The organism is Streptococcus mitis (assembly GCF_016658865.1).
GTDB lineage: Bacteria > Bacillota > Bacilli > Lactobacillales > Streptococcaceae > Streptococcus > Streptococcus mitis_BT.
The window spans coordinates 1,335,965-1,357,771 of the sequence record NZ_CP067992.1; the positions used below are offsets into that span (position 1 = coordinate 1,335,965).

31 protein-coding genes are annotated in these 21,807 nt (G+C 40.8%); all 31 read right to left on the reverse strand.

The annotated features are described in order from the left end of the window. On the reverse strand, positions 1 to 201 hold the full coding sequence (locus JJN14_RS06635; RefSeq protein WP_125852258.1) for a hypothetical protein: 201 nt from the start codon (positions 199 to 201) through the stop codon (positions 1 to 3). Beyond that, on the reverse strand, positions 198 to 3,665 hold the full coding sequence (locus JJN14_RS06640) for a tail fiber domain-containing protein (protein WP_201058200.1): 3,468 nt from the start codon (positions 3,663 to 3,665) through the stop codon (positions 198 to 200). The genes JJN14_RS06635 and JJN14_RS06640 overlap by 4 nt, the downstream gene beginning before the upstream one ends. An 8-nt stretch (positions 3,666 to 3,673) precedes the next feature. Further along, positions 3,674 to 4,024 (reverse strand): DUF6711 family protein, encoded by a 351-nt coding sequence (locus tag JJN14_RS06645; protein WP_201058201.1) that lies wholly within the window; start codon positions 4,022 to 4,024, stop codon positions 3,674 to 3,676. A gap of 11 nt (positions 4,025 to 4,035) precedes the next feature. Beyond that, positions 4,036 to 7,722 carry a phage tail protein gene (locus tag JJN14_RS06650; RefSeq protein WP_201058202.1) on the reverse strand — a complete coding sequence of 1,229 codons (3,687 nt, stop codon included), beginning with the start codon at positions 7,720 to 7,722 and terminating at the stop codon, positions 4,036 to 4,038. Continuing rightward, on the reverse strand, positions 7,709 to 8,059 hold the full coding sequence (locus JJN14_RS06655; RefSeq protein WP_201058203.1) for a hypothetical protein: 351 nt from the start codon (positions 8,057 to 8,059) through the stop codon (positions 7,709 to 7,711). Before JJN14_RS06655 ends, JJN14_RS06650 begins: the two co-directional genes overlap by 14 nt. A 38-nt stretch (positions 8,060 to 8,097) precedes the next feature. Further along, on the reverse strand, positions 8,098 to 8,478 hold the full coding sequence (locus JJN14_RS06660) for a DUF6096 family protein (RefSeq protein ID WP_201058204.1): 381 nt from the start codon (positions 8,476 to 8,478) through the stop codon (positions 8,098 to 8,100). Positions 8,479 to 8,482: 4 nt separating this feature from the next. Continuing rightward, on the reverse strand, positions 8,483 to 8,896 hold the full coding sequence (locus JJN14_RS06665) for a phage tail tube protein (protein ID WP_153192975.1): 414 nt from the start codon (positions 8,894 to 8,896) through the stop codon (positions 8,483 to 8,485). Positions 8,897 to 8,898: 2 nt separating this feature from the next. Next, positions 8,899 to 9,267, reverse strand: coding sequence for a hypothetical protein (locus JJN14_RS06670; protein WP_050228845.1), 369 nt, complete (start codon positions 9,265 to 9,267; stop codon positions 8,899 to 8,901). Continuing rightward, complete coding sequence (locus JJN14_RS06675; RefSeq protein WP_201058205.1) at positions 9,264 to 9,776, reverse strand: HK97-gp10 family putative phage morphogenesis protein; 513 nt, start codon at positions 9,774 to 9,776, stop codon at positions 9,264 to 9,266. The genes JJN14_RS06670 and JJN14_RS06675 overlap by 4 nt, the downstream gene beginning before the upstream one ends. Continuing rightward, a complete protein-coding gene (locus JJN14_RS06680) occupies positions 9,751 to 10,089 on the reverse strand; it encodes a hypothetical protein (protein ID WP_201058206.1) in 339 nt (112 codons plus the stop codon). Before JJN14_RS06680 ends, JJN14_RS06675 begins: the two co-directional genes overlap by 26 nt. Then, positions 10,070 to 10,381, reverse strand: coding sequence for a phage head-tail connector protein (locus JJN14_RS06685; RefSeq protein ID WP_201058207.1), 312 nt, complete (start codon positions 10,379 to 10,381; stop codon positions 10,070 to 10,072). Before JJN14_RS06685 ends, JJN14_RS06680 begins: the two co-directional genes overlap by 20 nt. Position 10,382: 1 nt before the next feature. Then, complete coding sequence (locus JJN14_RS06690; protein WP_201058208.1) at positions 10,383 to 10,571, reverse strand: hypothetical protein; 189 nt, start codon at positions 10,569 to 10,571, stop codon at positions 10,383 to 10,385. Next, positions 10,561 to 10,743 (reverse strand): Rho termination factor N-terminal domain-containing protein, encoded by a 183-nt coding sequence (locus JJN14_RS06695; RefSeq protein ID WP_201058209.1) that lies wholly within the window; start codon positions 10,741 to 10,743, stop codon positions 10,561 to 10,563. Before JJN14_RS06695 ends, JJN14_RS06690 begins: the two co-directional genes overlap by 11 nt. A gap of 11 nt (positions 10,744 to 10,754) precedes the next feature. Further along, positions 10,755 to 11,597 carry a N4-gp56 family major capsid protein gene (locus JJN14_RS06700; RefSeq protein ID WP_201058210.1) on the reverse strand — a complete coding sequence of 281 codons (843 nt, stop codon included), beginning with the start codon at positions 11,595 to 11,597 and terminating at the stop codon, positions 10,755 to 10,757. A gap of 4 nt (positions 11,598 to 11,601) precedes the next feature. Next, positions 11,602 to 12,171 (reverse strand): DUF4355 domain-containing protein, encoded by a 570-nt coding sequence (locus tag JJN14_RS06705; protein WP_201058211.1) that lies wholly within the window; start codon positions 12,169 to 12,171, stop codon positions 11,602 to 11,604. Positions 12,172 to 12,280: 109 nt separating this feature from the next. Further along, positions 12,281 to 12,493, reverse strand: coding sequence for a crAss001_48 related protein (locus JJN14_RS06710; protein ID WP_084887156.1), 213 nt, complete (start codon positions 12,491 to 12,493; stop codon positions 12,281 to 12,283). Between the two features lie 266 nt (positions 12,494 to 12,759). Beyond that, positions 12,760 to 12,939, reverse strand: coding sequence for a hypothetical protein (locus JJN14_RS06715; protein WP_049512727.1), 180 nt, complete (start codon positions 12,937 to 12,939; stop codon positions 12,760 to 12,762). A 17-nt stretch (positions 12,940 to 12,956) separates the two neighbouring features. After that, positions 12,957 to 13,199 carry a hypothetical protein gene (locus JJN14_RS06720; RefSeq protein ID WP_201058212.1) on the reverse strand — a complete coding sequence of 81 codons (243 nt, stop codon included), beginning with the start codon at positions 13,197 to 13,199 and terminating at the stop codon, positions 12,957 to 12,959. Beyond that, positions 13,186 to 14,703: a minor capsid protein gene (locus JJN14_RS06725; protein WP_236253676.1), complete on the reverse strand. Its 1,518-nt coding sequence runs from the start codon at positions 14,701 to 14,703 to the stop codon at positions 13,186 to 13,188. Before JJN14_RS06725 ends, JJN14_RS06720 begins: the two co-directional genes overlap by 14 nt. Next, the gene (locus JJN14_RS06730) at positions 14,612 to 16,081 is read right to left on the reverse strand and encodes a phage portal protein (RefSeq protein WP_201058213.1); all 1,470 of its coding nucleotides are present in this window, start codon (positions 16,079 to 16,081) and stop codon (positions 14,612 to 14,614) included. Before JJN14_RS06730 ends, JJN14_RS06725 begins: the two co-directional genes overlap by 92 nt. An 11-nt stretch (positions 16,082 to 16,092) precedes the next feature. Beyond that, positions 16,093 to 17,391, reverse strand: coding sequence for a PBSX family phage terminase large subunit (locus JJN14_RS06735; RefSeq protein WP_201058214.1), 1,299 nt, complete (start codon positions 17,389 to 17,391; stop codon positions 16,093 to 16,095). Beyond that, positions 17,369 to 17,809 carry a terminase small subunit gene (locus JJN14_RS06740; protein ID WP_201059146.1) on the reverse strand — a complete coding sequence of 147 codons (441 nt, stop codon included), beginning with the start codon at positions 17,807 to 17,809 and terminating at the stop codon, positions 17,369 to 17,371. Before JJN14_RS06740 ends, JJN14_RS06735 begins: the two co-directional genes overlap by 23 nt. A gap of 929 nt (positions 17,810 to 18,738) precedes the next feature. Continuing rightward, positions 18,739 to 18,867: a hypothetical protein gene (locus JJN14_RS10210; protein ID WP_265342528.1), complete on the reverse strand. Its 129-nt coding sequence runs from the start codon at positions 18,865 to 18,867 to the stop codon at positions 18,739 to 18,741. 196 nt (positions 18,868 to 19,063) lie between these two features. Continuing rightward, entirely contained in the window at positions 19,064 to 19,489 is a 426-nt protein-coding gene (locus JJN14_RS06745; RefSeq protein WP_201058215.1) for a DUF1492 domain-containing protein, read from the reverse strand. Next, entirely contained in the window at positions 19,486 to 19,875 is a 390-nt protein-coding gene (locus tag JJN14_RS06750) for a helix-turn-helix transcriptional regulator (protein WP_201058216.1), read from the reverse strand. Before JJN14_RS06750 ends, JJN14_RS06745 begins: the two co-directional genes overlap by 4 nt. Next, positions 19,865 to 20,092 (reverse strand): DUF3310 domain-containing protein, encoded by a 228-nt coding sequence (locus JJN14_RS06755; RefSeq protein ID WP_201058217.1) that lies wholly within the window; start codon positions 20,090 to 20,092, stop codon positions 19,865 to 19,867. The genes JJN14_RS06750 and JJN14_RS06755 overlap by 11 nt, the downstream gene beginning before the upstream one ends. Beyond that, the gene (locus JJN14_RS06760) at positions 20,077 to 20,433 is read right to left on the reverse strand and encodes a hypothetical protein (protein ID WP_201058218.1); all 357 of its coding nucleotides are present in this window, start codon (positions 20,431 to 20,433) and stop codon (positions 20,077 to 20,079) included. The genes JJN14_RS06755 and JJN14_RS06760 overlap by 16 nt, the downstream gene beginning before the upstream one ends. Further along, positions 20,430 to 20,747, reverse strand: a complete 318-nt coding sequence (locus tag JJN14_RS06765; protein WP_322107870.1) for a MazG-like family protein — start codon at positions 20,745 to 20,747, stop codon at positions 20,430 to 20,432. The genes JJN14_RS06760 and JJN14_RS06765 overlap by 4 nt, the downstream gene beginning before the upstream one ends. Further along, positions 20,744 to 21,004 carry a DUF1372 family protein gene (locus tag JJN14_RS06770; protein ID WP_201058219.1) on the reverse strand — a complete coding sequence of 87 codons (261 nt, stop codon included), beginning with the start codon at positions 21,002 to 21,004 and terminating at the stop codon, positions 20,744 to 20,746. The genes JJN14_RS06765 and JJN14_RS06770 overlap by 4 nt, the downstream gene beginning before the upstream one ends. Further along, positions 21,001 to 21,519, reverse strand: coding sequence for an adenine-specific DNA methylase (locus JJN14_RS06775; RefSeq protein WP_201058220.1), 519 nt, complete (start codon positions 21,517 to 21,519; stop codon positions 21,001 to 21,003). Before JJN14_RS06775 ends, JJN14_RS06770 begins: the two co-directional genes overlap by 4 nt. Then, a complete protein-coding gene (locus JJN14_RS06780; protein ID WP_201058221.1) occupies positions 21,519 to 21,755 on the reverse strand; it encodes a hypothetical protein in 237 nt (78 codons plus the stop codon). The genes JJN14_RS06775 and JJN14_RS06780 overlap by 1 nt, the downstream gene beginning before the upstream one ends. Between the last annotated feature and the right edge of the window lie 52 nt (positions 21,756 to 21,807).

The window sequence follows — 21,807 nt, forward strand, 5'->3', positions numbered from 1 at the left end:
CTATTCTCCTTTTTGCATTTTAGCTTTTGTTTCTTCGAAAAGTTCTTTGAGTGCTGGGTCATATTCCAGCACTTCGTTCATTGCTTTTAATTCGCTTGTTGCGAGTTGATAAAAGGCTTCGTTTTGAGCCGATTCCAACTCACTTTTAGCAAGTTTGGTCGCTAGTGATTGTAGCACTAGCTGATTGATTGCTTCATTCATGCTATTTCCTCCAATTTCTCCAATCGTTGATTTAATTCTTGAATTGCCTTAATCAAATAAGGTACAAGTTCAAATGTGCGATATGAGTACGCACCGTCTGGGTTTTCAAAGAACGCCTCAGGAGCGTACTTCTGGACATCCTGCGCCATGATACCGCAAGCTATATCTTCTATTTTTCCATCGTACTCCTTGCGGTAGCTGTAAGTTTTCAAGCTGTTGACAATATCAAGGCCTGAGACTGTACTGTCTTCGATATTGTTCTTATATCGACGGTCTGAAATCTCTTTATTCATTGGGATCCAGTCGTAACCTGAACCGCTGTAATAAAGATATAAATAACCGCTAGATGGATCAATTCTTGAGTATTTTGGTGATGAAATCCAGTAACCCTCTTTATTCTTATCGTACGTATATACAATATTTCCGGTTACTTCAAGGTTTCCGTGAACTATAGGTCGATTCCAAAAATTAGCTTGATTATAACAATACATTTCACCGTTATTTTTGACATACCAAGCGTAATTGCCTGGCTTCTCCCAGTTGTTTCCCCAGTTAACCCAAAGGGCAGTCTGGCCCCATCGCCCATTACCTGAACCCATTCCGACTGCGAATTGGTTCTGGCCAGTTAGCCAGTAAGAGTTCGGGTCTTTATCATGAGTACCAATCTGGAATCCACCGATTTTCCCCTTATACCCCTCAAGCAAGGTAGCAGTAACCACAACAGACCGAAGCTTGTTGATAAAGGCCTGTTTAGCTGCAAGCGTATCTGTGAAGATGTTACTTGCTACAAGCTTGTTCGCAAAAGCTTGGTCCATTCTCACTTTGTCAGCGGTCACTGCTTCAGCATCCAAAACAACTGTAGTCACTGAACCAGCTTCAAAATTACCTGTAGTCAACTTATCAACCATGGCCGACTTGATAACTGCCTTATCAATCAAAGTCTCGCCAGTTATGTGGGTCAACTTACCAGTAATACGATTGTGGCCATTTGCTCCAAGATTGATACCTGAAATCAAATCGCCTGCGCTGTTGATATTCTGAACAGACCACGAGCCGGCTAACTGACTTTGAACCGAGCGAACAGCTTCGGACATATCATCAAATTGACTTGCTTTATATCCGTGCGTTTGAGTAGCACGAACGAGCATAATCTCTTTAATTTCAACCCAGCCATTTTTAGCTAAGTAAAAATAGAGTGGATATTTATCACTATTCCCAAATTCAAAATCTCTACTGATGGTATATGTTTCGTTGAACTCTTTCCAACTGCTTGAAACTGCAGTTGAGCTTGTGGCTACATCTGAAGAAATAGCCGTTTCATTCGTTCCGTGATTTTTGGCAACAACTACAAAATTATGGTCTAATCGTCCCATAATGCGATACTTAAAATTAAGAGTGTATGTCTCACCTCTGGCCATTCTATCGATGTAGAGTGGTAGCGTGAATCCTGCGAATGTATATCCTGAATTACCAGTACATCTAATGCTAAATATACCGTTATTCACGAATACTCGCTTAGTATTGCCTTCATTGACTAGCGTATGCCTGTCCATCGCCTTAGAGCGGACAATTAAGTTATTATCACTTCCAATGTTTTTAGCGACTTCCACTTGAAATAGCTGATTAGTCAGTGCCATGCGAGCAACTTTATTCGAGATAGCATTCTCGTTGCTACCAATAATCCGCTCATAGAGCTGACTAGTCTCTCTGACACGTTGGAAGTCTGTCTGATTGACCTTACCAGCAATCTGCGATGTGATGCTTGCAAATTGACCGTCTACTGTCTGCTTGTACTGAGCGATTTTTGTAGCGATGTCGTTGTTCGTCTGCGTGCTTATCGCACTAAACCGACGTTCAAGACCTCTCACATCTTCTTGATAAGCTGATTTACCAACATAATCTCTGGATATCTGCTCACGAATTGCAGACGCTTGACGAGCGCTCTCATCTCGAGCATAACGCTGCAAGCTCTCTTGTCGTTGACCGTCCTTGTTGATATAGGTCTCAATCGTACCAATCTTGGTCAAGATACCGTCTGCAGTGCTTTTAACCTCGTTCAGCTTCGTACCATACTCAGTTTTGAAAGCCTCAATCTGGCTGAGAGCATTTTGAGATGATACTTGTAGGTTAGTAAGGTCTGCTCTTGCTCGCTCGCTAATTCGTTTCGCTTCCTGAGCGAGTGAACTGCTTGCACCAGCACTTCGTAGGGCCTCTTCGGCCTTACGCTTAGCTTCTTGGATTGAAGCGTTGTCGAACGACTGAAACTTCTTGTCGATTTCGCTTGAGATTTGACGTTTGATTTCTTCGGCTCTTGCTTTAGCGAGTTCGAATTGATCATTAAAATCTTTTTTGATTTTTGCGACCTTTTGGTCAAAATCGTTATCTGCTTCTTCGATTTGGTTTTGGATTTGAGCTTCAAACTCGTTGAATTGCACAATCTTCTTCGTGATGGTTCCTGCGTATGAATACTGCGCATCATTACCAGCTTTACTGTCTGCACTAATACGACCACGCAAACCGCCCTTAAATGTGAATAATTGACTCAATACAGGCGATTTGAAGGTTTCGCCAGTGTTTGTCTTGATGGTCACCCATTCACCCACGTTAAGCAAGAGATGGCCTTGATAATTCAAATTGAAAGGGTAATAGCGAATATTCTTAATCTTGTGGTAAAGGTTATCTAAAACCGTTTGAGACATGAACAGATTATCCAGTTCCAATGAACGACCAGTACGCATGCCGACTGTAAGAGTCTCTTTGTCTTTCTTACAACTTATCCCAGCAATCTGATACTCAATTTCACTCTTGGTCAATCCGTGCATAAAGTAGCTATCTGCTGTAATTGTGATACCTGAGTCAGTCAATTCCTTGATTTCGAGTTTACCCTCTCGATTGAAAAAACAAGACATCCCGAGCATTTGAGAAGCAAGGCTCAAAACATCTCTGAATGTCATTTTTTTATTTTTGGGAATCTGCTCAATTCTGTAATTCATGGATGTAATATCCATGTATTCATTTGCTAATGTGATACCTGTTTTTAGGCAAACCTCTTTGATGACGTGCCTGATTTCAGCTGGATAAGTCAAGTCCGTTACATATTCACGGTTAAGCTTGAACATTCCATCCATAAGGTCAAGCTTGGTCGTTTTACGATTGCGGTCAATCTCAATATCATTGATGAAATATTCACCCATTTTGACCCATTCGTAGGTTCCGTCGACCAAAAGGCCGATTTCAGGGTAAATCTTATCTAATTTATTGAAAGTAGTGATGATTCTTGTGAATGTGATTTTAGCACTACCAGCGCAGGTTCCGCCTGGCTTGTAAGTGTCACCCTTGATATAGCCATAATCAAAATGAGCCTCTTTAATATCGCTTGACTGATATTGCCCTACTCTGATAGCAAGAGTACGGTTCTTAGCAAACATAGCTTCATCAAATTTCTTTCGTCTGAATATATCCATGTTCTAACCTACCTTTCTACCAAATTAAATTTTGCGCCCGACCACGGCTTGAACTTCTCAGTAAATGAATAACTCGGAGCCGTCCTATCACCGACATAAAAAGTCCCTGTTGTTTGACCTCTTACTGGATCAGGATATGAAACTTCAAAAAAAACTGCTGAAACGGCATTTAAAAGCTGACTCATTTCATCTTGAGTCAGCATACCCCATTCACAGTCTAGCTTGCGTTTAGTCGTGATACGGTCACGCATCATGTCTCCGTTCGCATTGCGACCCGTTTCTCCGTCGATGTCTTGGATACCCACTTGAAATTTTTGAGGAGGTTTAACAGCCACCCCATTGATAATTAAGCGTGCCATTTTACCTCCCTTTAGATGTTAAGCAAGACTTGTCCTGCACGTTCTTGTTCTCGATTTATTTCTTGAATAGCCACACGTCCGAATTCGTGTCCGCCGATTTGAATAACGATGTCGCCGTCGCCAGAAAATCCACCTTGTGGACTTACACCAGCCATGGCATTTACTACCGCACTGCTGACAACTCGCCCAAGTGTTTGGATGAATCCTGTATTTTCAAGTGGTACGACTGCTTCTTTACCAGCTTCACCAATCATGGCTACAGTCGGACTATCAACAATACCACCACGGGCAAGACGAGGAAGACTAACGTATCCAACGCTACCGACCCATCCTAATCCTGGAAGACCTCTGACAGTATCCAAAACTCCGTTAATCATGCCAATAAAACCATTGACTACGTTCTCGATAGTTCCAAGAACCGCATTGACTGCACTTCTGAAAGCTCCACCCACTGCGCTACCAACCATTTGACCAGCGTTAACAAAGATACTTTTAACCGTATCCCAAACTCCACTGAAGAAGCTACCAATTGAACTAAACGCGTTCTTAACTGCATTATAAGCACTAGTAAACATATTCCCAAACCAAGAAGATACATTCGCAAGAGCATTTGTGACATCGTTCCATCTCTCGCCAAACCAAGAACCTAGTTTGCTAAAGATATTGGTTAGACCAGTCCATGCTTTTTCGAACATGTCAGTAAACCATGCTCCGATATTAGCCAAAGCACTAGTCACATCAGCCCAACGTTCTCCGAACCATGATCCAATTGGTGTGAAGATATTAACGATAGCGTCCCATGCGCCTTGGAATACACCAGAGAACCAATCTCCGATACCAGAGAAGATGTTTACAATGGCATCCCATGCTTGCTGGAATTTCTCACTAAACCATTGGCCTATTGGCTCAAAGATTTCTTGTAGCTTTGTCCATAGATCACTGAAGAATTCGCCAATCGCTTGACAAATACCACTAATAAAATCACATAGTCCTTGCCATGCATTTTTAGCAAACTCAACAACAGTATCCCAGTTTTGGTAGAGCAAAACACCGATAGCAATTAAGGCTGCAATAGCAGCAATAACTAAAGTTATCGGACTGGTCAATACCGCAATAGCTCCATTGAGTGCCCATGTTGCCGCTGCTGCGACTCCTGCAGCAATCGATTGAGCGATTTCCGCTGCTGCTGCAAGCCCCATCTGCGCTGCATGAACACCCCAAGCTAGTGCTGATTTACCAAGTTCTAAAGCAGTTTTTCCTAATTGAACTATCAATTTACCTGAATTGACCACAAAGTCTTTTGCATATAACGCATTCAAATAGATGGTTTCTCCGAAGCTAACCAATTTATCGAATGTCAAAGCTTTCAAAGCTAGTCCAAGATTTTTAATTCCGCTAACAATAAGGGAAACCTTGCCACTTAATGATTCGAATGCCCCTGCAAGTCCTCCAGCTTGTTCAGCCCAAGACAAGAACTTGATTCCTTGCCATACGGTTGCAAGCGTACCAATCACACTAGCGATTGTGGAGATAATCTCTTTATTTTCTTTACACCAATCAGAAAAAGCAGTAAAACCATCAGCTACTAGCTTGATTGTATCAGCTAATAACTTCAATGCCTCTAGTATGATACCGCCTAGTAAATCAGCGACGGTTTCAATACTTATGCCGAATGTGTTAGACAAGAACTCTGCAAAAGGTTTCCAACTTCCTTCCCAAAGTATTTGAATAATATCAATTAGTCCGTTAAAAGCATTCGCAATAGAGTCAATAGCAGGGGCTACGTGTTCATCGTAGACACTACTTAATCCATCGCCAAACTTATCAACAACGCTCTCGATTGTTTCAAATATTGGAGCTACAATGTCTAACAGACTTTGGAGCATTGAAGAAATTTTAGGAGCGCTTGTCACAACGATTTTTTCAAATCCGTTAAACAAACCTCCTGCTAATTTACTACCAACTTCAACAATGGTAGATGTCAAGCTTAATAGAGTCGACACAATAGCGCTACCGATACGAACCGCACCGGTTGAGGTAATGGCATCGTAGAAAGCACTAGAAAAAGCCTGAGCAATGTTCCCTACCGCCTCTGCAATGTTGCCAACATTATCAAACAAAGCGACTAGCGCCCTGATAATGCGTTCTTTCTGCCTTTCAAGGCCGTTTGCAATACTTTCAGTAAGGAGTACACCAATACCAACGCCGATAGTAGCTATTGATCCTATCACTTGCCCTAAAGCATAAGCGATTTTCTCCGCCATTCGGTTAAAGGCATTCACAACCCTTTGGTCAGTAGCGATTTCTTCAAGAGTTTTCTTGATTCGTTCTAAAGCAGCTTTAATACGCTCTAAACCTTCTGGTCTAAATGCTGCATCAAAACCTTTTTTGAAGAGGTCAAACAACCCTTTCAGCTTATCTCCAAGACCATCGAAAATGCTCTTAAATTTATTGTCCATGTCGGTCAACTCGACTTCTGGCAAGATGTCTTTGAAAGGTCTGCCACCGCCTCCCTTTCCTTTACCACCTTTGCCTCCGCCTCCGCCTCCACCGCCAGAACCGCCTGCATCGTCGTCTTTTGGCTTTTGTAAGATATTAATCTCATCAAATCCTATAAGACCAAGCAATTCTTTAGCAGCTTTCTTAGCGTTTTTGGCTGAGTCTCCAAGATTGTCAGCAAGTCCTCCTGCTGAGTCTCCTGCATCTCCGATTGCGTTTCCTAAATCATCTGCACCTCCTGCAGCGTCTTGCATGGCGTTTCCTACGTTGCTGATTGCTCCTGCAGCGCCGTCTTTTACCGTAGCTTTCTTGTTGAACATCAAAGCAATAAACTCAGCGAGTTTAGCCGTTACATTCTTCAAAACCATAGCAAAAGAGTTCAAGACAGGCATAATTGCATTGATAATCGGTAACATAGAGTTACCAAGGTTCAATGCACTATCTTTCATCAGAGATTTAAACAGACTGATACTACCATTGACCGAGTTGGATAAGGTGTCACCGTACTTGGCTGTGGCCTGTTCCAAGATTGCCATAAGGCGGATTTGTTGCTGTGTTTGATAGTCCAACTGTTGCCAACTTTGTCCGTTTGCGAACTTCTTAAAGGCTTCAGTGGACTCAATCATAGCCACATTGACGTTGATTCCTAGGTCCTCAATTGCTTCCGTGTTCCCTAGTAAACCTGAGCGAATCCGCTCCATAACGTCTGTAATGCTACGCCCTGACCCCTCTGCGACCACTGCCGATGTCTGCAACATCTTAGCAGTATAAGCACTTAGCTTGTTGGTATCTTTGATAAATCCAGAAAATAGGTTTGAGTAGACCGCACCGTAGTTGGTCGCCTCACCCACACCCATATTCATGGCGTTGGCGTTATCGTTAACCCATTTTAAGAAAGATTGCGAACTCTCGCCCATCTGTCGCTTGATTTGGTTCATAGACGCTGATACTTCAAGAGCTGTCTGCGCTGAATACATCCCAACATCAAGCAATTTCTTACCAAGGATTGCAAAGCCAGCGAACTTGGCTAGCTTACCAAACGCACTACCGATTGAGTTCGACTGTTCACGAACTTTGGCAGTGGCATTTTTCACTTGGTCAGATGTTCCCTTGACCTGATTCTCGACTTCTTTCATCTTCTTTCTGAAAGGCGCTATCTCAGCGTCAATCATGACTTTTAATTCGTCAAGAGTTGCCATTCATTTTCTCCTTTCTTTTGCGATTGTGTCTCTCTGCAAAATCACGCATCCGTTCCTTATGCAACAAAAGCGCTTGTCTCTGTCGTTCCTGTTCTACCGCTTGTTGTTCTTCTGCAAACAACTCAGGCGCATATTCCCAGAACTCAAAGACCTTGGCGTCTTTAGATAACAATAAGGAAACTTGGTTGGATATCATCTGCGAAAGTCTATAAGAGTCAATAATCTTTTCTTTACGCTCTTGGGTTTTGACACGGTTGTAGCTTTCTATCATTTCCCTGATTTCAAGCACCGTCAAATCCCAAAAATCAAGAGGCTTACCTCCGATGTCCAAAAACATAGGGTAAAGCCTCTCAATAATCTGCGTTACCGTTAAGATTACTCGACTACTGTCATTTTCTTCTTGGAAGTTTTCTTGTCCTTGCTTCCTCGTGGAGTAAAACCCGATACTTCAAATAGTGGCATTAAAACCTCTGTCATGAAGGTTGTTTGGTCTCCGCCGTTATCGACGTACTCATCGTATAGATCATAGACATCCTCGAGAGAATACCCATTTTCATACTTCTGCAAGGCTCCATGAATCAAGAGCAATACAACTTTCAAAGGAGGCAAAGAAAACTCTTCGCCAGCCTCAAGCATGAAGATTTTCAGTAAGTTCATACCGATTTTTTCTTCAACTTTTGCTGCTTGATGAGATGAAAGTCGTAGTTTCAACTCTTTCTCATCGCTAATCTTCCAAATTGAGTAAGGTAACGCCATTTAATTAACCTCCAAGACCGTCTGTAAATTCCAAATCTGACTGCAAGGCAATCTTAAGTGTGAACTCGATAACGGCATTAACACCGCCACCGCCTAGTTTTACAGATACTTGACCTTCAAAACGAACTTTAGTACCGTCTGGGTAAGCTTGTTCAAAGAAGAGTTTTTTCTTATTGTCTGCCGCTTTACGTAATACACGATAAGGTGCAGTTTCGCTATCGTTCTTGTAAGAGAATTTGTATTCCAATTCCCCTGCGTCCCCGATACCGAACTCATACATTTTCACTTTATCTTCAAGAGTAGTGTTCTCTACTTTTTCAGGTTCAATACCAAACTCTGGTACTTCTTTCAATCCAACAAGTTTAGTATAAGTTCCTTTAGCTTCGCCATAAGATAGCGTAATTCCATTTGCTAACATGTTTAATTCTCCATTCTAAATTGAAAAACAAGCTCTGAATCTAAGTCAACAACACCTTCAAAACGCATGACCTTGTGTCTCAAATGAGACGGGTCTGGCACGTCTTGGCAGTCGGTTCTTCGCAAACCTAAAGACTCAAAGATCTGATTGATTTTAACAGCTAACTCACTAGTGCTGGTATCATCAAAGATATCTACCTTATAGCGGATAGATGATTTTTGTTCCTTGTCGTCAAACCAATCACCCGGCTTGTTTTGTTCTTCCAAAAAAATAACGACTGGGAAAGTCTCCCAATCGCTAGGATAAGTATCAGTCACATTATCTGCGACCTTTTGCAATTCTTTATAAATAACAGGCTTGATATTGATCATTTTATTTGTTCTCTTATCTTTCTACTCACATAATTCGAAATATTCTTAGACACACGCTCTTGATTGTCTCTCAAAGCTGGATAAAGATAAGGCTGGGCAGGTTGACCATACATCTTGTAGAACTCCCCAATCTTTTGAAAGTGGTAAGGTCCTACATTGATTTGGTCTTCGTGCACATACCACGGGCTAGACCGATAAGACACGCTGATCTCTGGCGATATACCCGAATGGCTAGCTTGTCCTTTTGGCCCTGTTCCAAACTCAACATAAGGAGCATAGTGTAGATTTATGTAAACCTCGCCTATAACCTTATCTCCGTCCATTTTAACCCTAGTCTTAATACTATTTCTAAGTTCTCCATTGTTCCCTGGTGCAAGCCTTTTAGCATCAGCTTGGACAATGGTTTTGGCTGCATGATGAACCGCCTTTGAAACAATATCCCGTCGCGCAACATCTGACAACTTTCTGAGCTTAGCTATAAGTCTATCTGCCCCTAGTAGCTCTGACACGTTCCAACTCCAAAACTTGATGATATGTGTAGACCTTTTTAGAAATAACCTTGTGAGTTACTTCCGTCTGGCTATCGATACACACGCCATCTTTCACTTTGATAGTAGCTGACTTGTTGGCGTTTGCGTTCAAAATGTCGTTGACACGCTCTCCATACAATTCAGATTGTAGTTTGCTACTAGCTGGCCACAATTCAAGGCGGACTGTCTCGGCTTCTTTGGCATATCCTTCTTTTACGACGCCTTCTTCTGTGACAGTCTTTTCAAACCGTCGTATCGGATAGGGTTTCAGTCTACTCTGCTTCAAAAACATGGCCTGCCACCCTTGCTAGTCTGTGCATGCGGATACGCTGTAAAAGACCCATAGACAGGCCGTTTTCTCCGTAGACTACTGCTATACCACCTTCGGTTCTAGAATGCTCTCCTTCCGCTCCTGAGCGGTTGTGGAGCTCAATAGCAACCTCAGGTATTAAGAGACTTAAAGCAGGTGTCAAAGATGTGCGATTAGTCTCTGATAAGATAAGATTTGTAGCCCTCGTTTGGAGCAACATGAGAAGCTGAGTATCTTCTTCGCCTGTTAATTTCTTCAGCAACTCTATAGACATATCAATCCTCTTCTAAAAACTCGGGGTCAGGGAGGATTTCCTCAAGAACATCTGAGATGGCGACACCATTGCTGGCAAAATTGTCTGCCAGCTCAGCATAGCGATCCTCAGTAATCTCAAGTTCCTCCCCTGCCAGTCGTTTCACATTTGATTTCCAATCATAGAAATCTTGTTTGATTTTAAATTTCACTTTTTAAATCCTCCAACACCTCTACAATTTCGGCTTTTGATAACTTATAGGCCCCAGCTAAGCCAGCTTCTTTAGCTAGATTCTTCAACTCTTCTAGAGTCTTATTCTCTAAATCAGAATACTGGCTAGCTTGTTCCTCTTGGATATAATGACGTCGTAGCAATAAGCTCATATCATCACCTCTTACTCACCGAATTTTACAACTCGTGTAGGGTCGTATAGGTAAACACCATAGTGTTCATCACCAGTGATAACCGTTGTCTTTTTAATGATGTCACGGTCTGTTTCGATAGCTACGTCACGTTTCATCATGATAACAAACGCACCGTATTTATTAGCGTCGTCTGTCTGAGTTTGGCTAGGAGAGACTTTGACGATAAATCCTTTACCTTCATCAACTTTTTTAGAACGGACGATTTGCACACCGGCAACTTCACCAAAGGTTCCAGAAACGACCATATCTGCGCCAATCTCTGACCCCTTAGTCCATTCTTTCGCTACTGCAGTTTTTAGCTTAATAGCATCTTTAGGGTTGATGATAGCAACATATCGCGCATCTTCTTCATCCTCAAAAATATCAAGAGCTTTATCGATTGCCTCAATAGTTGTAGGAGCGTCTGCAACGTGTTGTGTTGCTGTTTTCGCTACTGCCACCAAATCGTTATCAATTTTATTAGCGATAGCCAACCCAAGCTGATAAGTAGCTTGACCTAGTGGGTCACCAAGACCTGACAAAAGAGCTTCATCGGTAATTTCATAACCTTTAGCAGCCTTTTTAATAGTCATTTCTTTTTCTTTTGTTGATAGTTGGTCTAGAGTAATAGCTTGACCTTCTCCAACCTCTGCAGCATCTCCTGCATACTCCCATGCTGGAACTTTTAGAGTATTCCCTGGTCGGCCTTGGAGTGCTGTTTCCACATAAGCGAGTGAAGTGAATTTAATCAATTTAGGTAGTTTAGCGGAAACCATATCCGCCATTACCTCTGGATTAACCATAGCGGCTAATTTAGTTTGTCCTGCTGTCATTTATTTAACCTTTCAATTTCTTATAGAGTTCTGGGTTCTTTTGATAGAGTTCATTTCGACTCTGATAACCCATACGAGCAAATTCTTCTTTTGTGATACCGTCGCTGTCAACTGGTGCTTGCTTCATTGGAGCTCCGCCTTTTAGCTTTTCTTGTACGCCTTTCTGTACAGCTTGCTCCCATGATTTCTGTAATAATGCGACAGACTGCGATACCGTCTCTGCGCTTGTCAGATTAACTACATTCACTAACTCAACAGGTAAGTCACGTTCACTTAACATTTCTTTAGCTTCTGCGGTCAATTCCTTGCGAGCAATAGCCTTTTCACGGTCAGCTAGTTCTTGTTCACGCTGATCTAACTGATATTTCTGTTTCTCATCAGCGTTCATCTTGGCGAGTTTCTTAGCTTCGTTTTCCTTGGCCTCTTGCTCTGATTTCCACTTGGCAAACTTCTTATCGATGATAGCATCGACGTCTGCGTCCGTGTACTTCTTCTCGTCTTGCGGTTGTTGTGCAGGTTCTGCAGGTACCTTTTGTTCTTCAACCGTTTCGACTGTTTGTGTTTCTTCGTTCATTGCGAACCTCCTATTTTTAAAGTCGTCCCCGACTGTAATTTCCATAGCTTTTATAGTCTTCAATGCTTGGACAATATAAAAACCGTACGGGATTCCATACGGTTAAGTTTTATAATTCGATTCCTTCGATTTCTGATCGAACTTCCATCCAGTATAAATACTGACCCATGGCGCACTTTTGATTTTTTAAAACTTCAATTGAGCATTTTGGCTCAAAATTGAGCGTACCAGCTTCGTATTTGATAACCATTTTATGTAATTTTGTATATTTATCCTTAAGCGCATTGTATTCATCGATAAAACGTCTTTGCCAATCTTCCATTTTTTCTATTCCTTTCTTCAATTCACTAATTTATAGCAATTTATAGTAATTTATAACAGTCTATTCCTGCCAGTCAAGATGTCGAATCACCTACTTTCTATTTCTGAAACCTGTTAAAATCGCAAGAATAGTTCCTACAATTAAAACAAATAGCCAAAAGAATACCAACCACCCAAAGGCGATTGATACCCAATCCCAAATGAACATAAGCTCCTCCTTTCTGGGCACGAAAAAAGCACTTAGATTTCTCTAGGTGCTTTTTATTGTTAATAAGCAAATTCAAGTTTTGGTTTTATATCTTGATAAAGTTTTAAGATTTCAGCAGGAGTATCTTCACGGAAGATAAATTGTTTCTTTCCTGAAATAGTTTTATCTCCAACAATCCAGTGGCGGATTTGTTTTGTAAAAATCAAAACTTCTTTGCTAGGCATAGCCATTACTTCCATGATGGAACCTCAACACTTTATCCAAAACCGTAAGAAAATTTATCTGGCAACTCTTTACCCATTTTAATACTTTTAGTTAAAGTATCTTTTACAAACGAAGCGAATTGTCCTAAATCATCTCCTGTATAGCTATATTTTAAAGTGGTTTTATCAACTGTTGCAATACCTTGACATTCTCCACTAACGGCAGAATATTGTCTCATAGCAGTACCATCTTCTATTTTACGCATAGTAATAATTTGTTTATCAATCTTCGCCATTTTCGCTTGCCTCCTGATAATTAAATTTTAGGTTAGCTCTTTTATGAGCTTCATCATAATCCATTTTTAACTGATTCATGTAATATGATTCAAGGCTTTCGTGCTGTAGCATCAATATATCGTATTTCTTTGGATTACCCAAGTATAATCTTTGGAAACTTTGAGCCATGTCATAGTGCGGATAAAAGTTCATCATCCTTTCTTCAAAAGCTTCAAAATCCCACAACAAATACTGGTTATCCAAAATATGTTCTAATGCTTTCGATACTGTAGAATGAGGAAGGTTGCTACTTTTTACCATTTTTTCTACAACATCTGCACGATTCGAATTTTTCAGTTGCTCATAGTATTTTATCGCAAAATCACTTTTTTGCTTTTCTACATCTCCGCGAGCCTCACTTATTGAACCGCTAGAGACTAAAGAGTCCAACTTATCCATACCCTGATTATACATCTTTTCCCCGTCTTTCGCAACATACTTGCTATACCACTCTTTATAAGTCATATCAGCAGGTACTAGCTCGGTCTTACCTGTCACTGGATTCCTTGCTCTGCGCTTCAGCTTGCTGTAGTCTGCGTCCTCATCGTATGCGACAGTAGTAGACCTACACCACGGATGCATAGGCGGACAATTGACGCCAGGGACAGCCTTATCCCTATCATAGATCTGATTATCATGCTCTTGGCAAATGCGTGATGTACGCTTGTCCAAGACGGCCACAAAGATATACTTCTCTATGTCTGCTTCTTCATAACTAAGCAGCTCCATCTGGTTATGAAAAAAGGCTGATTCTGTCCGAACCAAACGCCTTGCATCGTTCTGACCTACATTGAACCGCTCAGCAATTGCTTGTGCAGTTTCTCGTGTTCCTCGTCCTGTCATGAGGCTCATAAGTAGTTCATCTTTTATGCTAGAAGTAAGCTTACCTGTATTCTTCCAGATGTTTGTTGAATACGTACTTCCGTCGCCTACCCAACTAAAAGACTGTAGATGTTTTATCTCGCTCTCAGGAAGCTCAGAAAAGCCATATGCCAGCCCTGTCTGCTGTTGCAGCTCAAAGGTAGCCTTGTAGTAGCTATCCTTCATCAGGTCGCTATAAAAAGCGTCTGAGCCTGTCTTCTCCGAATGATAGATAGATTCACGCATACGGTCTAAATCGTCGCTCAATCGTTCTAGGCGCTTCATACGAAAAGAATAAGCCGGACTGTCTAAGTCAGCCAGTAGTTTTTGGATGTTCGGGTCATTCGGTCTCGCTTCAAGCACCTTACGAAGTTCATTCAAGTCCTTCTTGTCTTTCATATTCTTCAAGACTTGTCTAGCATCTACCTGACTTAAGCCATAATCCCGTTGGAACTTATCAAAAATCTTGTTGATTTCCTTATCCAAGTATGTCTTAGCTTCCTGATAGACTTTATCGAACTTGTCTGCCTGCTCTTCGGCCTTGTCCATCTGCTGGTAAATCAGATTGGCTTTCCTCTTCGCCCAGTACTCCTGATTCTTCATCTGCTACCTCATCTTCGGGTTTCGTATTGTCTTGGTTGAACATCGGCATTCTTTCCATGTTCTTCTCTTTCTCTTCTTCCAAGGCTTCCAATTCAGCATCAGGGTCTTCCACAAACGGCAAGAGAGAAATAAGCTGCCTATTGGTCACTTTGCCTTCCAAGTTGTTCACAATCTGAGAGATTTCCAGTAAGTTCTTAGGTAAACCACGGCTGAACTGTGGAACGATTGAATGAGACTCTAAACCAATCTGTTTCATACCCAAGTAATGAGCGAAAATTGCAATCCGTTGACGTAGTCCACGTTTGTAATTGGCCTCTTTGGTTTTGGTAATCATCTCAAGTCCCATCAGCTTGAATTCCATAGCTACGCCTGATGTATTCCCTGCGAAGTTCTCATCAGTCAGGTTAGGCACATGGCTGAATGTGTAGATATCCTCTTTCAATGCTGTACGCAAGATTTCAGTAGCACTTTCGTCCAGCGTATTCTTCAAGAACTCAGCCCTTGCACTATCGCCCGGCAATTCCAAAAGACCTTCTTCAGAAAGAATCTTCATCGCTACCTTAGCGTCTTCTGGCGTGTCTGCTAACTGCGTGCCATACAAGACAAGGATAGACTCTACCGCCTGTTCCTTGTCATTGACACGGTTACCCATCAAAGAATTATAAGCGTCTATCAAGCTAATCTGTTGCTCGTAGTCGCCAATCGCAAAGTGATTGTTGCGATATTCTATAATTGGAATTTGACCAAGGTTATGAGGTGTTGCCTCTTCAATCTGAGATGTTCCTGAATCTGTACTTCTCAGCACCATGTGATAGTGCAGATTCTCGGTAAAGACTTCTGCTTGATACTTAGTAGTATCTTTCGTATCATCCTTGACTTGATAGTAATAAACCGCAAACAAAGGCTTCCGCTCAATGCTATCATCATAGACCATGAAGGTATTTTCTGGATCAATACTAGTAGAGTCCAACTCAGTCAATCCCTCTTTGGCATAGATGTACTCATAAGCACGACCATAGATAGCCATGTTCAAAGCATTCTGTGCATCCACTTGGTCAATCTCAGCACCGTCAAAGGCTGTAAGTAGTTCATCGATATCACCGTCAGCAGTGTTATTGTACTTGATAGGATTGCCCATGAAATAGCCCGTAGCCGTGTCTGCGATATCCTTGGCATGATTGGCTACCGTTTTGTAATTGGGTGCGTTCTCGTTGCGTCTTTTGTGTTTTAAGATAGCATGCTCACCCAAGTAGTAGCTTTTAAGTTTCTTCAAACGTGAGCCTTCAGTGCTATGCTTCGTTATCAATTTGTAAATCAGGTCTTTCTTCAAAGAACCCTCATCATATCCATCCCGTGGATAGGTTAAATATTGGTACATACCTTTCCTCTCTATAAACCATAATCAGAACGTCTGCGGACGGTTGCTTTCCCACCTTCGATACATTGAAGGCTGTAACGCAAAGCATCCATCAAGTGGTTGTTTTTATCTTCTGGTTTGTTCAACCAGTTGCCTTCTTTATCTCGTTGGTAGCAGTAACTATAAAATTCATCCATGATATGTTCACAACTCGGATGTACATAAATAGCGTATCCTTGTAACTTGGACACGCCTGCCATAATACTATCCTTACCTTTACGACTCTCTTTAATTCGAGTTATACCATGTTCTGACCTTAATTCCTCAATCAGTCGTAATTCAGCGCTATCAGCGATAATCCGTGAGCGATGATAACCTTTGTCTTTTATCATCTTCGCAACTTCTTTGGTTATCAATCCAACTTTATACGCCTCGTCAAAGACATAAATCTCTTTCGTCGTATCATTTATCAACGAACAACACAAAGCGGTTGGATCATGAGTGAAACCAAAGTCAAGACCGATACATAACTTATAAGCTGAATCTTGTAGTAATTCATCTTTATTGAATTCTTTGATAGTTACGTTCTCATAGATTAAACCTTCAGCAACTCCCCACTCACCATCACAAACGATTCTCGCACGTCTTGGGTTCGTATGATACAAATCCTCATAACGCTTGATATCGACTTCATCCAGCCACTCATTGCATTTATAAGTGGTAGTAATAGCGAATGTATCAGCTCGTCTCGTATCTTCATCAAAGAAGACACGCTTGAGCCAGTGCCTTTCATTCCACGGGTTAAACGTAATTGTAATCTGTTTAAAGAAATCAGGTACGTCTAAGCTACCACGGATTGACTCAACTACTGTACTGAACTTATCTTCAGTTTCGATTTGATACGCTTCCTCAAACCATGCCCAGCATAGACTACCGACATCGACCGTAATAGATGTGATTTTAAGTTCATCATCTAAACCACGGAATAGGATTTTTTGGCCAGTTGCTTTTACAGTTATTTCGGGTAAGGACTCGTTAAATTTAAATAAATGAGTCACACCCAACACATTACACGCCCATTTAAAATCCGTATAGGTCGATTGCTTGTTCGTATTCGAATATCTACGAATAACAAGCAAGTTAGCCCAGGGATATTTTAAAAGACGGATAACATAATTCAATGCAGTTGTCTTGGACTTCTTCGAACCACGGGACCCTTTGACTACACGATAAAGACTTCTTGAGCGCCAAAACTGGCCGTATCCACTGCCTACTACCTTAGGTAGGTCAATAACAATATCATTCTGTTTAATCTGGTATTTCTGACTCATTTGCAAACACCACCGTTCCAGAAACGTCAGCCTCTACCTTGTCAGTCCAGAGTCTATGACGTTTTCCTAATAGTTCGGCTGCCTTGATTCTGTCTTTTGCTCCAACATCTATATCCGTAATCGTTTGACCCAATTCTCCGATGCTTATCAAAGTCTGTTCTTGCGTCTCCCCTCGCATTACTGAGGTTAGATAACTAAGGACTTCTTGCTGGCCTGCGATTTTCTCAGAATCAAGTTGTTTCAGTCGTTCATCTATATAGCTTTTAATCTTAGGATTCTTTAGTAATTTATGCCCTTCGACACCTGCCACTCTATCGCTAGAAGCACGATAACCTGCTTTCTTATAGGCTTCCGTCGCATTACCTGAGATGATGTACTCATCTGCAAATCTCTTTTGTTTTATTCTCAATCCACTCAATTTTCCATCACCACCTTTCGACAAAATAAAAAGCCACACAATGTGCGACCTTTTTAAGACCTCTCTCTGCGAATTAAAATCGCAATTGGAACGACAGGATGCGAACCTGTGACGTCTCAATTCCCTAAACAGGATTTAATCCGTCTACCATATATCCATTAATCAGCATGAGACTACTGCTTTAAGCGAGTGACTTTCGATAACTTATAGTTTATTATCTTGTCCACAAATATTCCTACTTGTATCACTCATGCACGATTGGTTAGACCAATCACTCCTTACATCACAAACTACTAAGCCATTTTTCAATTAACGAAGACCCCGCTAAAAGTCTAAGCTGCTTTACTCTTTGACTTTACTCTTATCCTTGCGAGACTTGAGCAGGCAATCTAATTGCCGAAGTACACTTTCGTTTGTGACGGGCGATGACTTTTGCTTTTTTGAGTTTTTTCTATCTTGAATAGCCTTAAAATATAAAAATCATCTTTTATCTATCACAGACACGCATCGCCATGTGTTTCATTCTCTTTTGAAGAACCAAATCCACAGCGCCTGCTTGTTATCGATTGTTTTGCGGACAATCAACTCACCTTACATACTTTTGGGAGGCGCCCAATTTTTGTAAGATATGGTATTAAGCTCTTGTTGCACCTCGAACCAAATACCTCTTTCCTCTTATAGACTCGTCTCACAGCCAAACTGCCACGTTTGCATTTCCTCAACACCCTTGCCGTTGGAATCTTTTCTGCTTTAACTTCGCCTACCTATTCCAAAACTGAAATAGTTAAGATTAAATTGCTTAGATTGACCATTGCTGGCAGGATGTTTGATAGATTTAAAAACATCCTTTTCCTGAGTTACCACAGATTATCTAGGCTAAGCCCTAAAAATGCAAGGCGACTACAACCTTGCGAGTTAATTACGTTAGATTATTTATAAACAACAATATATGTCGGTTTATTCTTAATCATTACAGGTTCTTTGATACACAACAATTCTTTTACAGTTTTCGCAAATTGTTTTGCATCTTCCAATTTATTAAACATTGCTTGCTTCATTTTAAATACCTCGTTGCAAAATACAATATTAACGGCGATGTCCGGAATCGAACCGAAAAAAATACATAGGAGATAAACCACTTACCTGTCACCGCCATGTGAGGCCGAAGCCTCAGAAATAAAATGAAAAATATAAGGAGTCATCAGTGCGCTTACCGCTTTCAGCTGATAATACTATTTTATCAGATTAGAATCATCATTTACTATCGTTGGTATCAAACATTTTGGATAATTTAACTAAAGCTCTTGCCTGCGCCCTTTGAATAGTAGCAGGACTGCATTTCAATTTGCGTTCAATTTCATTCCACGTCAATCCATTGATGTAGATGAGTCTCATCACAAGACTCTCAACTGGGTCTTCCAGTGACTCAATCAATCGAACCAACTCATCGCGTTCACGATATATACCTTTGATTTCCTCGTATAACTGTTCTGACTTATCGATAATCAAAACATTTAATTCCTCAGTCTTGTTTTTATTATCCTTGGCTTTTGGCATACTATCGAAGGTCTGTCCTTTTAAAATTCCTGAACGCAAGCTAATCAATTCCTGATGCTTTGACATAGCCTTAATATCTATGTACTTCAAACCTTTTAATCTCTGTTTAATATCTACTGTCAATCATACACCTCGATTCCAAAAAATGTGCAGATATCTTCCGCTTCACATTCGGAAATTTCCAAACCTCTCTCCCAACAACTTATGATTGTTGAGGGATATCCTAAATGCTTTGCTAGTTCTGTACGAGTAAGACCTTGCTCCAAACGTTTTTCTTTCAAGAGCGCATTAAGATTTCCAATCTCGCACTTCTTGAATAAAACATCTCTGTCCAATCCTAACTCTTTTGACAGACGTTCTTTCTGACGATCACTTGGTATCAGACCTCGTTCCCAATTTAAAAATGTCCTTGGACTAATACCAAATCTCTTTGAAGCTTTTCTTAAAGATAGACCTTTACCAATTCGCCATAATCTAATCTGTTCTGAGAAAAATATCCTATTCTTCATGCTCCATCTCCTCAACCAACCAGTCGATGTTTTTTCTAGCTTTCTTCAGGTCTTCAAGACCGTTCTTCTCTTTGTATCGAAGTAAATACTCGACAGCGCTGCACCAGCGATGTGCTTCCATTTCTGATTTACCTTTGATGAAATTAGCTGTAACATCCTTTGCTTCGAGACCATAAGTCCCGATATAATGGTTTGGTTTGTTTATGTTGTCTTCCATTTTAAATACTCCAAAAGTTCTAAGATTATTCGATTCCATTCTTCAGTTGTTGATTCTCTAAAATCAAACTGAGACATCATTTCAGCTCTTTTGAATAATGCCCTCTTAAAGAATGAAGTTTTTTTAGAAAAAACCATATCATCTGTTTTGAATTCGGTTTTGATTTTCTTTCCGTAACCCTCTATCTCTACATAGACTCTTGTTTTTCTATAGAGAGGGAGAGGTTCAGCACAAACACTTCCTTTCAAGTTTGATTCATCGACTTTTTTAAGCATTAACGATATCTTCTTAGTTTCACTCTCTTTTTTAGCACCGCTGAAAGGGTATCTTTTCGGTCTCATTTCAAATCCTCCTCTTTCACAAACGAACCATCTACCATCTTACCCTTACGGTCTTTAATCTCGTTCCAGGCCATTTGGAAGCACTCAGCGATAGACCAACCTTTCTGCTGGCAGTAGATGGTCAGCACTACCAAAATATCACCCACGGCATCCTTGCCCTCATCATCTCGCTTCTTGAGATGTGCCTGCGCTAGTTCGCCTGCTTCTTCAAACAGCTTCAATGCTTGGGCCGTGCTATTTTCGGGATTGTCTAACCCTCGTTCTTTCGCCCAATGCTCAACATGATGCGCTAATAGTTCCATGTTTGTTGTCATAACATCACCTCATCCCCAACTTTCACTTTCTCATACACGTCCTTCTTAACCACGAACACCCCGTAATCACGAATCGTAAGCGTGTATAGCTTGCCGTGTCGTCCTTTCTCGACGACTCTTCCTTTGATTTCTGCGCCTGCGTTATCAGCCTTGTAGATAACCATAGGGCGCTTTTCTTCTAATTTCTTAATCTGGATACTCTGCCAAATGTTCAATCCAGCAGACAATAATATCCAAATTGCGATAAATCTTTTCAATCTGTGACCTCTCTAATCTTTTCTTCAATAGTTACGATTGTGTCATTATGATTTCCACCGTGTGGGACTAATAGAACACGAATTATTTCAAATCCATTCTTTTTACCTATCCCACCACTATTCCATCCAAATGAAATAACTTTTCCACCTATTTTCACAATTCTCGCTATCTCTTTCTTCTGCTTTGTCCAGAATGTAGATTGAGTTGTTTCTTTGTTTACAGGCAGTCCAACCCCTTTATAAACTTCTGAGATTTGTCTTGTCGAGTATGGAGGGTCATAAAGCACCCCATCGACAGTATTATCAGGAAACATTTTTAAAAAATCTAGGGCATCAAGGTGATAATCTGTGTCAAAGTCAGTATTTAAGTCATTTGTCACCGTAGCGATTTTAGCATTATTTGCAAAAGGGTCAACCCAAAAGCCATCTGTGACCTCTTCGCTTAAAATGTCTGCGATTGGTTTTATTGAAAATGTATTTTTAGATGGATATCCCCAAATTCGTTCAATCTTCATCACTCCACCTCCTGAACTTTCACACCTGGGCAATCGAATACCCAGCCGAAACCAGAAGAAATTATTTCTGCTTTTGTAAGTTTAAGACTTCTTGGGTCAAATTGTGTTTTCTTAGTGAAGAAAATAATATTCTCTCCAAGAATCCTGACATTAACAAGATTCAAATGTCCATCGTTATAGTTTAATAGAACTACTTTGTATTTCTTCTCTTTCTCGACTAATCGCTGTACTTTCATCTTCCAACTCCTTTATTCTTTTCTTCCAGTTTTTCACTTTCTTTTTAAGCAA

What these genes read in the sequence shown, in the direction of transcription:
- JJN14_RS06635 (WP_125852258.1), bottom strand. Translation starts at nt 201, where the DNA reads ATGAATGAAGCAATCAATCAGCTAGTGCTACAATCACTAGCGACCAAA.
- JJN14_RS06680 (WP_201058206.1), bottom strand. Translation starts at nt 10,089, where the DNA reads ATGTTTTTGAAGCAGAGTAGACTGAAACCCTATCCGATACGACGGTTT.
- JJN14_RS06715 (WP_049512727.1), bottom strand. Translation starts at nt 12,939, where the DNA reads ATGGAAGTAATGGCTATGCCTAGCAAAGAAGTTTTGATTTTTACAAAA.
- JJN14_RS06750 (WP_201058216.1), bottom strand. Translation starts at nt 19,875, where the DNA reads ATGAAGAATAGGATATTTTTCTCAGAACAGATTAGATTATGGCGAATT.
- JJN14_RS06685 (WP_201058207.1), bottom strand. Translation starts at nt 10,381, where the DNA reads ATGTCTATAGAGTTGCTGAAGAAATTAACAGGCGAAGAAGATACTCAG.
- JJN14_RS06665 (WP_153192975.1), bottom strand. Translation starts at nt 8,896, where the DNA reads ATGTTAGCAAATGGAATTACGCTATCTTATGGCGAAGCTAAAGGAACT.
- JJN14_RS06725 (WP_236253676.1), bottom strand. Translation starts at nt 14,703, where the DNA reads ATGAAGAATCAGGAGTACTGGGCGAAGAGGAAAGCCAATCTGATTTAC.
- JJN14_RS06765 (WP_322107870.1), bottom strand. Translation starts at nt 20,747, where the DNA reads ATGACAACAAACATGGAACTATTAGCGCATCATGTTGAGCATTGGGCG.
- JJN14_RS06640 (WP_201058200.1), bottom strand. Translation starts at nt 3,665, where the DNA reads ATGGATATATTCAGACGAAAGAAATTTGATGAAGCTATGTTTGCTAAG.
- JJN14_RS06720 (WP_201058212.1), bottom strand. Translation starts at nt 13,199, where the DNA reads ATGGCGAAGATTGATAAACAAATTATTACTATGCGTAAAATAGAAGAT.
- JJN14_RS06735 (WP_201058214.1), bottom strand. Translation starts at nt 17,391, where the DNA reads ATGAGTCAGAAATACCAGATTAAACAGAATGATATTGTTATTGACCTA.
- JJN14_RS06730 (WP_201058213.1), bottom strand. Translation starts at nt 16,081, where the DNA reads ATGTACCAATATTTAACCTATCCACGGGATGGATATGATGAGGGTTCT.
- JJN14_RS06760 (WP_201058218.1), bottom strand. Translation starts at nt 20,433, where the DNA reads ATGAGACCGAAAAGATACCCTTTCAGCGGTGCTAAAAAAGAGAGTGAA.
- JJN14_RS06660 (WP_201058204.1), bottom strand. Translation starts at nt 8,478, where the DNA reads ATGGCGTTACCTTACTCAATTTGGAAGATTAGCGATGAGAAAGAGTTG.
- JJN14_RS10210 (WP_265342528.1), bottom strand. Translation starts at nt 18,867, where the DNA reads ATGAAGCAAGCAATGTTTAATAAATTGGAAGATGCAAAACAATTTGCG.
- JJN14_RS06755 (WP_201058217.1), bottom strand. Translation starts at nt 20,092, where the DNA reads ATGGAAGACAACATAAACAAACCAAACCATTATATCGGGACTTATGGT.
- JJN14_RS06780 (WP_201058221.1), bottom strand. Translation starts at nt 21,755, where the DNA reads ATGAAAGTACAGCGATTAGTCGAGAAAGAGAAGAAATACAAAGTAGTT.
- JJN14_RS06705 (WP_201058211.1), bottom strand. Translation starts at nt 12,171, where the DNA reads ATGAACGAAGAAACACAAACAGTCGAAACGGTTGAAGAACAAAAGGTA.
- JJN14_RS06645 (WP_201058201.1), bottom strand. Translation starts at nt 4,024, where the DNA reads ATGGCACGCTTAATTATCAATGGGGTGGCTGTTAAACCTCCTCAAAAA.
- JJN14_RS06700 (WP_201058210.1), bottom strand. Translation starts at nt 11,597, where the DNA reads ATGACAGCAGGACAAACTAAATTAGCCGCTATGGTTAATCCAGAGGTA.
- JJN14_RS06695 (WP_201058209.1), bottom strand. Translation starts at nt 10,743, where the DNA reads ATGAGCTTATTGCTACGACGTCATTATATCCAAGAGGAACAAGCTAGC.
- JJN14_RS06710 (WP_084887156.1), bottom strand. Translation starts at nt 12,493, where the DNA reads ATGGAAGATTGGCAAAGACGTTTTATCGATGAATACAATGCGCTTAAG.
- JJN14_RS06655 (WP_201058203.1), bottom strand. Translation starts at nt 8,059, where the DNA reads ATGTTTTTGGACATCGGAGGTAAGCCTCTTGATTTTTGGGATTTGACG.
- JJN14_RS06775 (WP_201058220.1), bottom strand. Translation starts at nt 21,519, where the DNA reads ATGAAGATTGAACGAATTTGGGGATATCCATCTAAAAATACATTTTCA.
- JJN14_RS06650 (WP_201058202.1), bottom strand. Translation starts at nt 7,722, where the DNA reads ATGGCAACTCTTGACGAATTAAAAGTCATGATTGACGCTGAGATAGCG.
- JJN14_RS06670 (WP_050228845.1), bottom strand. Translation starts at nt 9,267, where the DNA reads ATGATCAATATCAAGCCTGTTATTTATAAAGAATTGCAAAAGGTCGCA.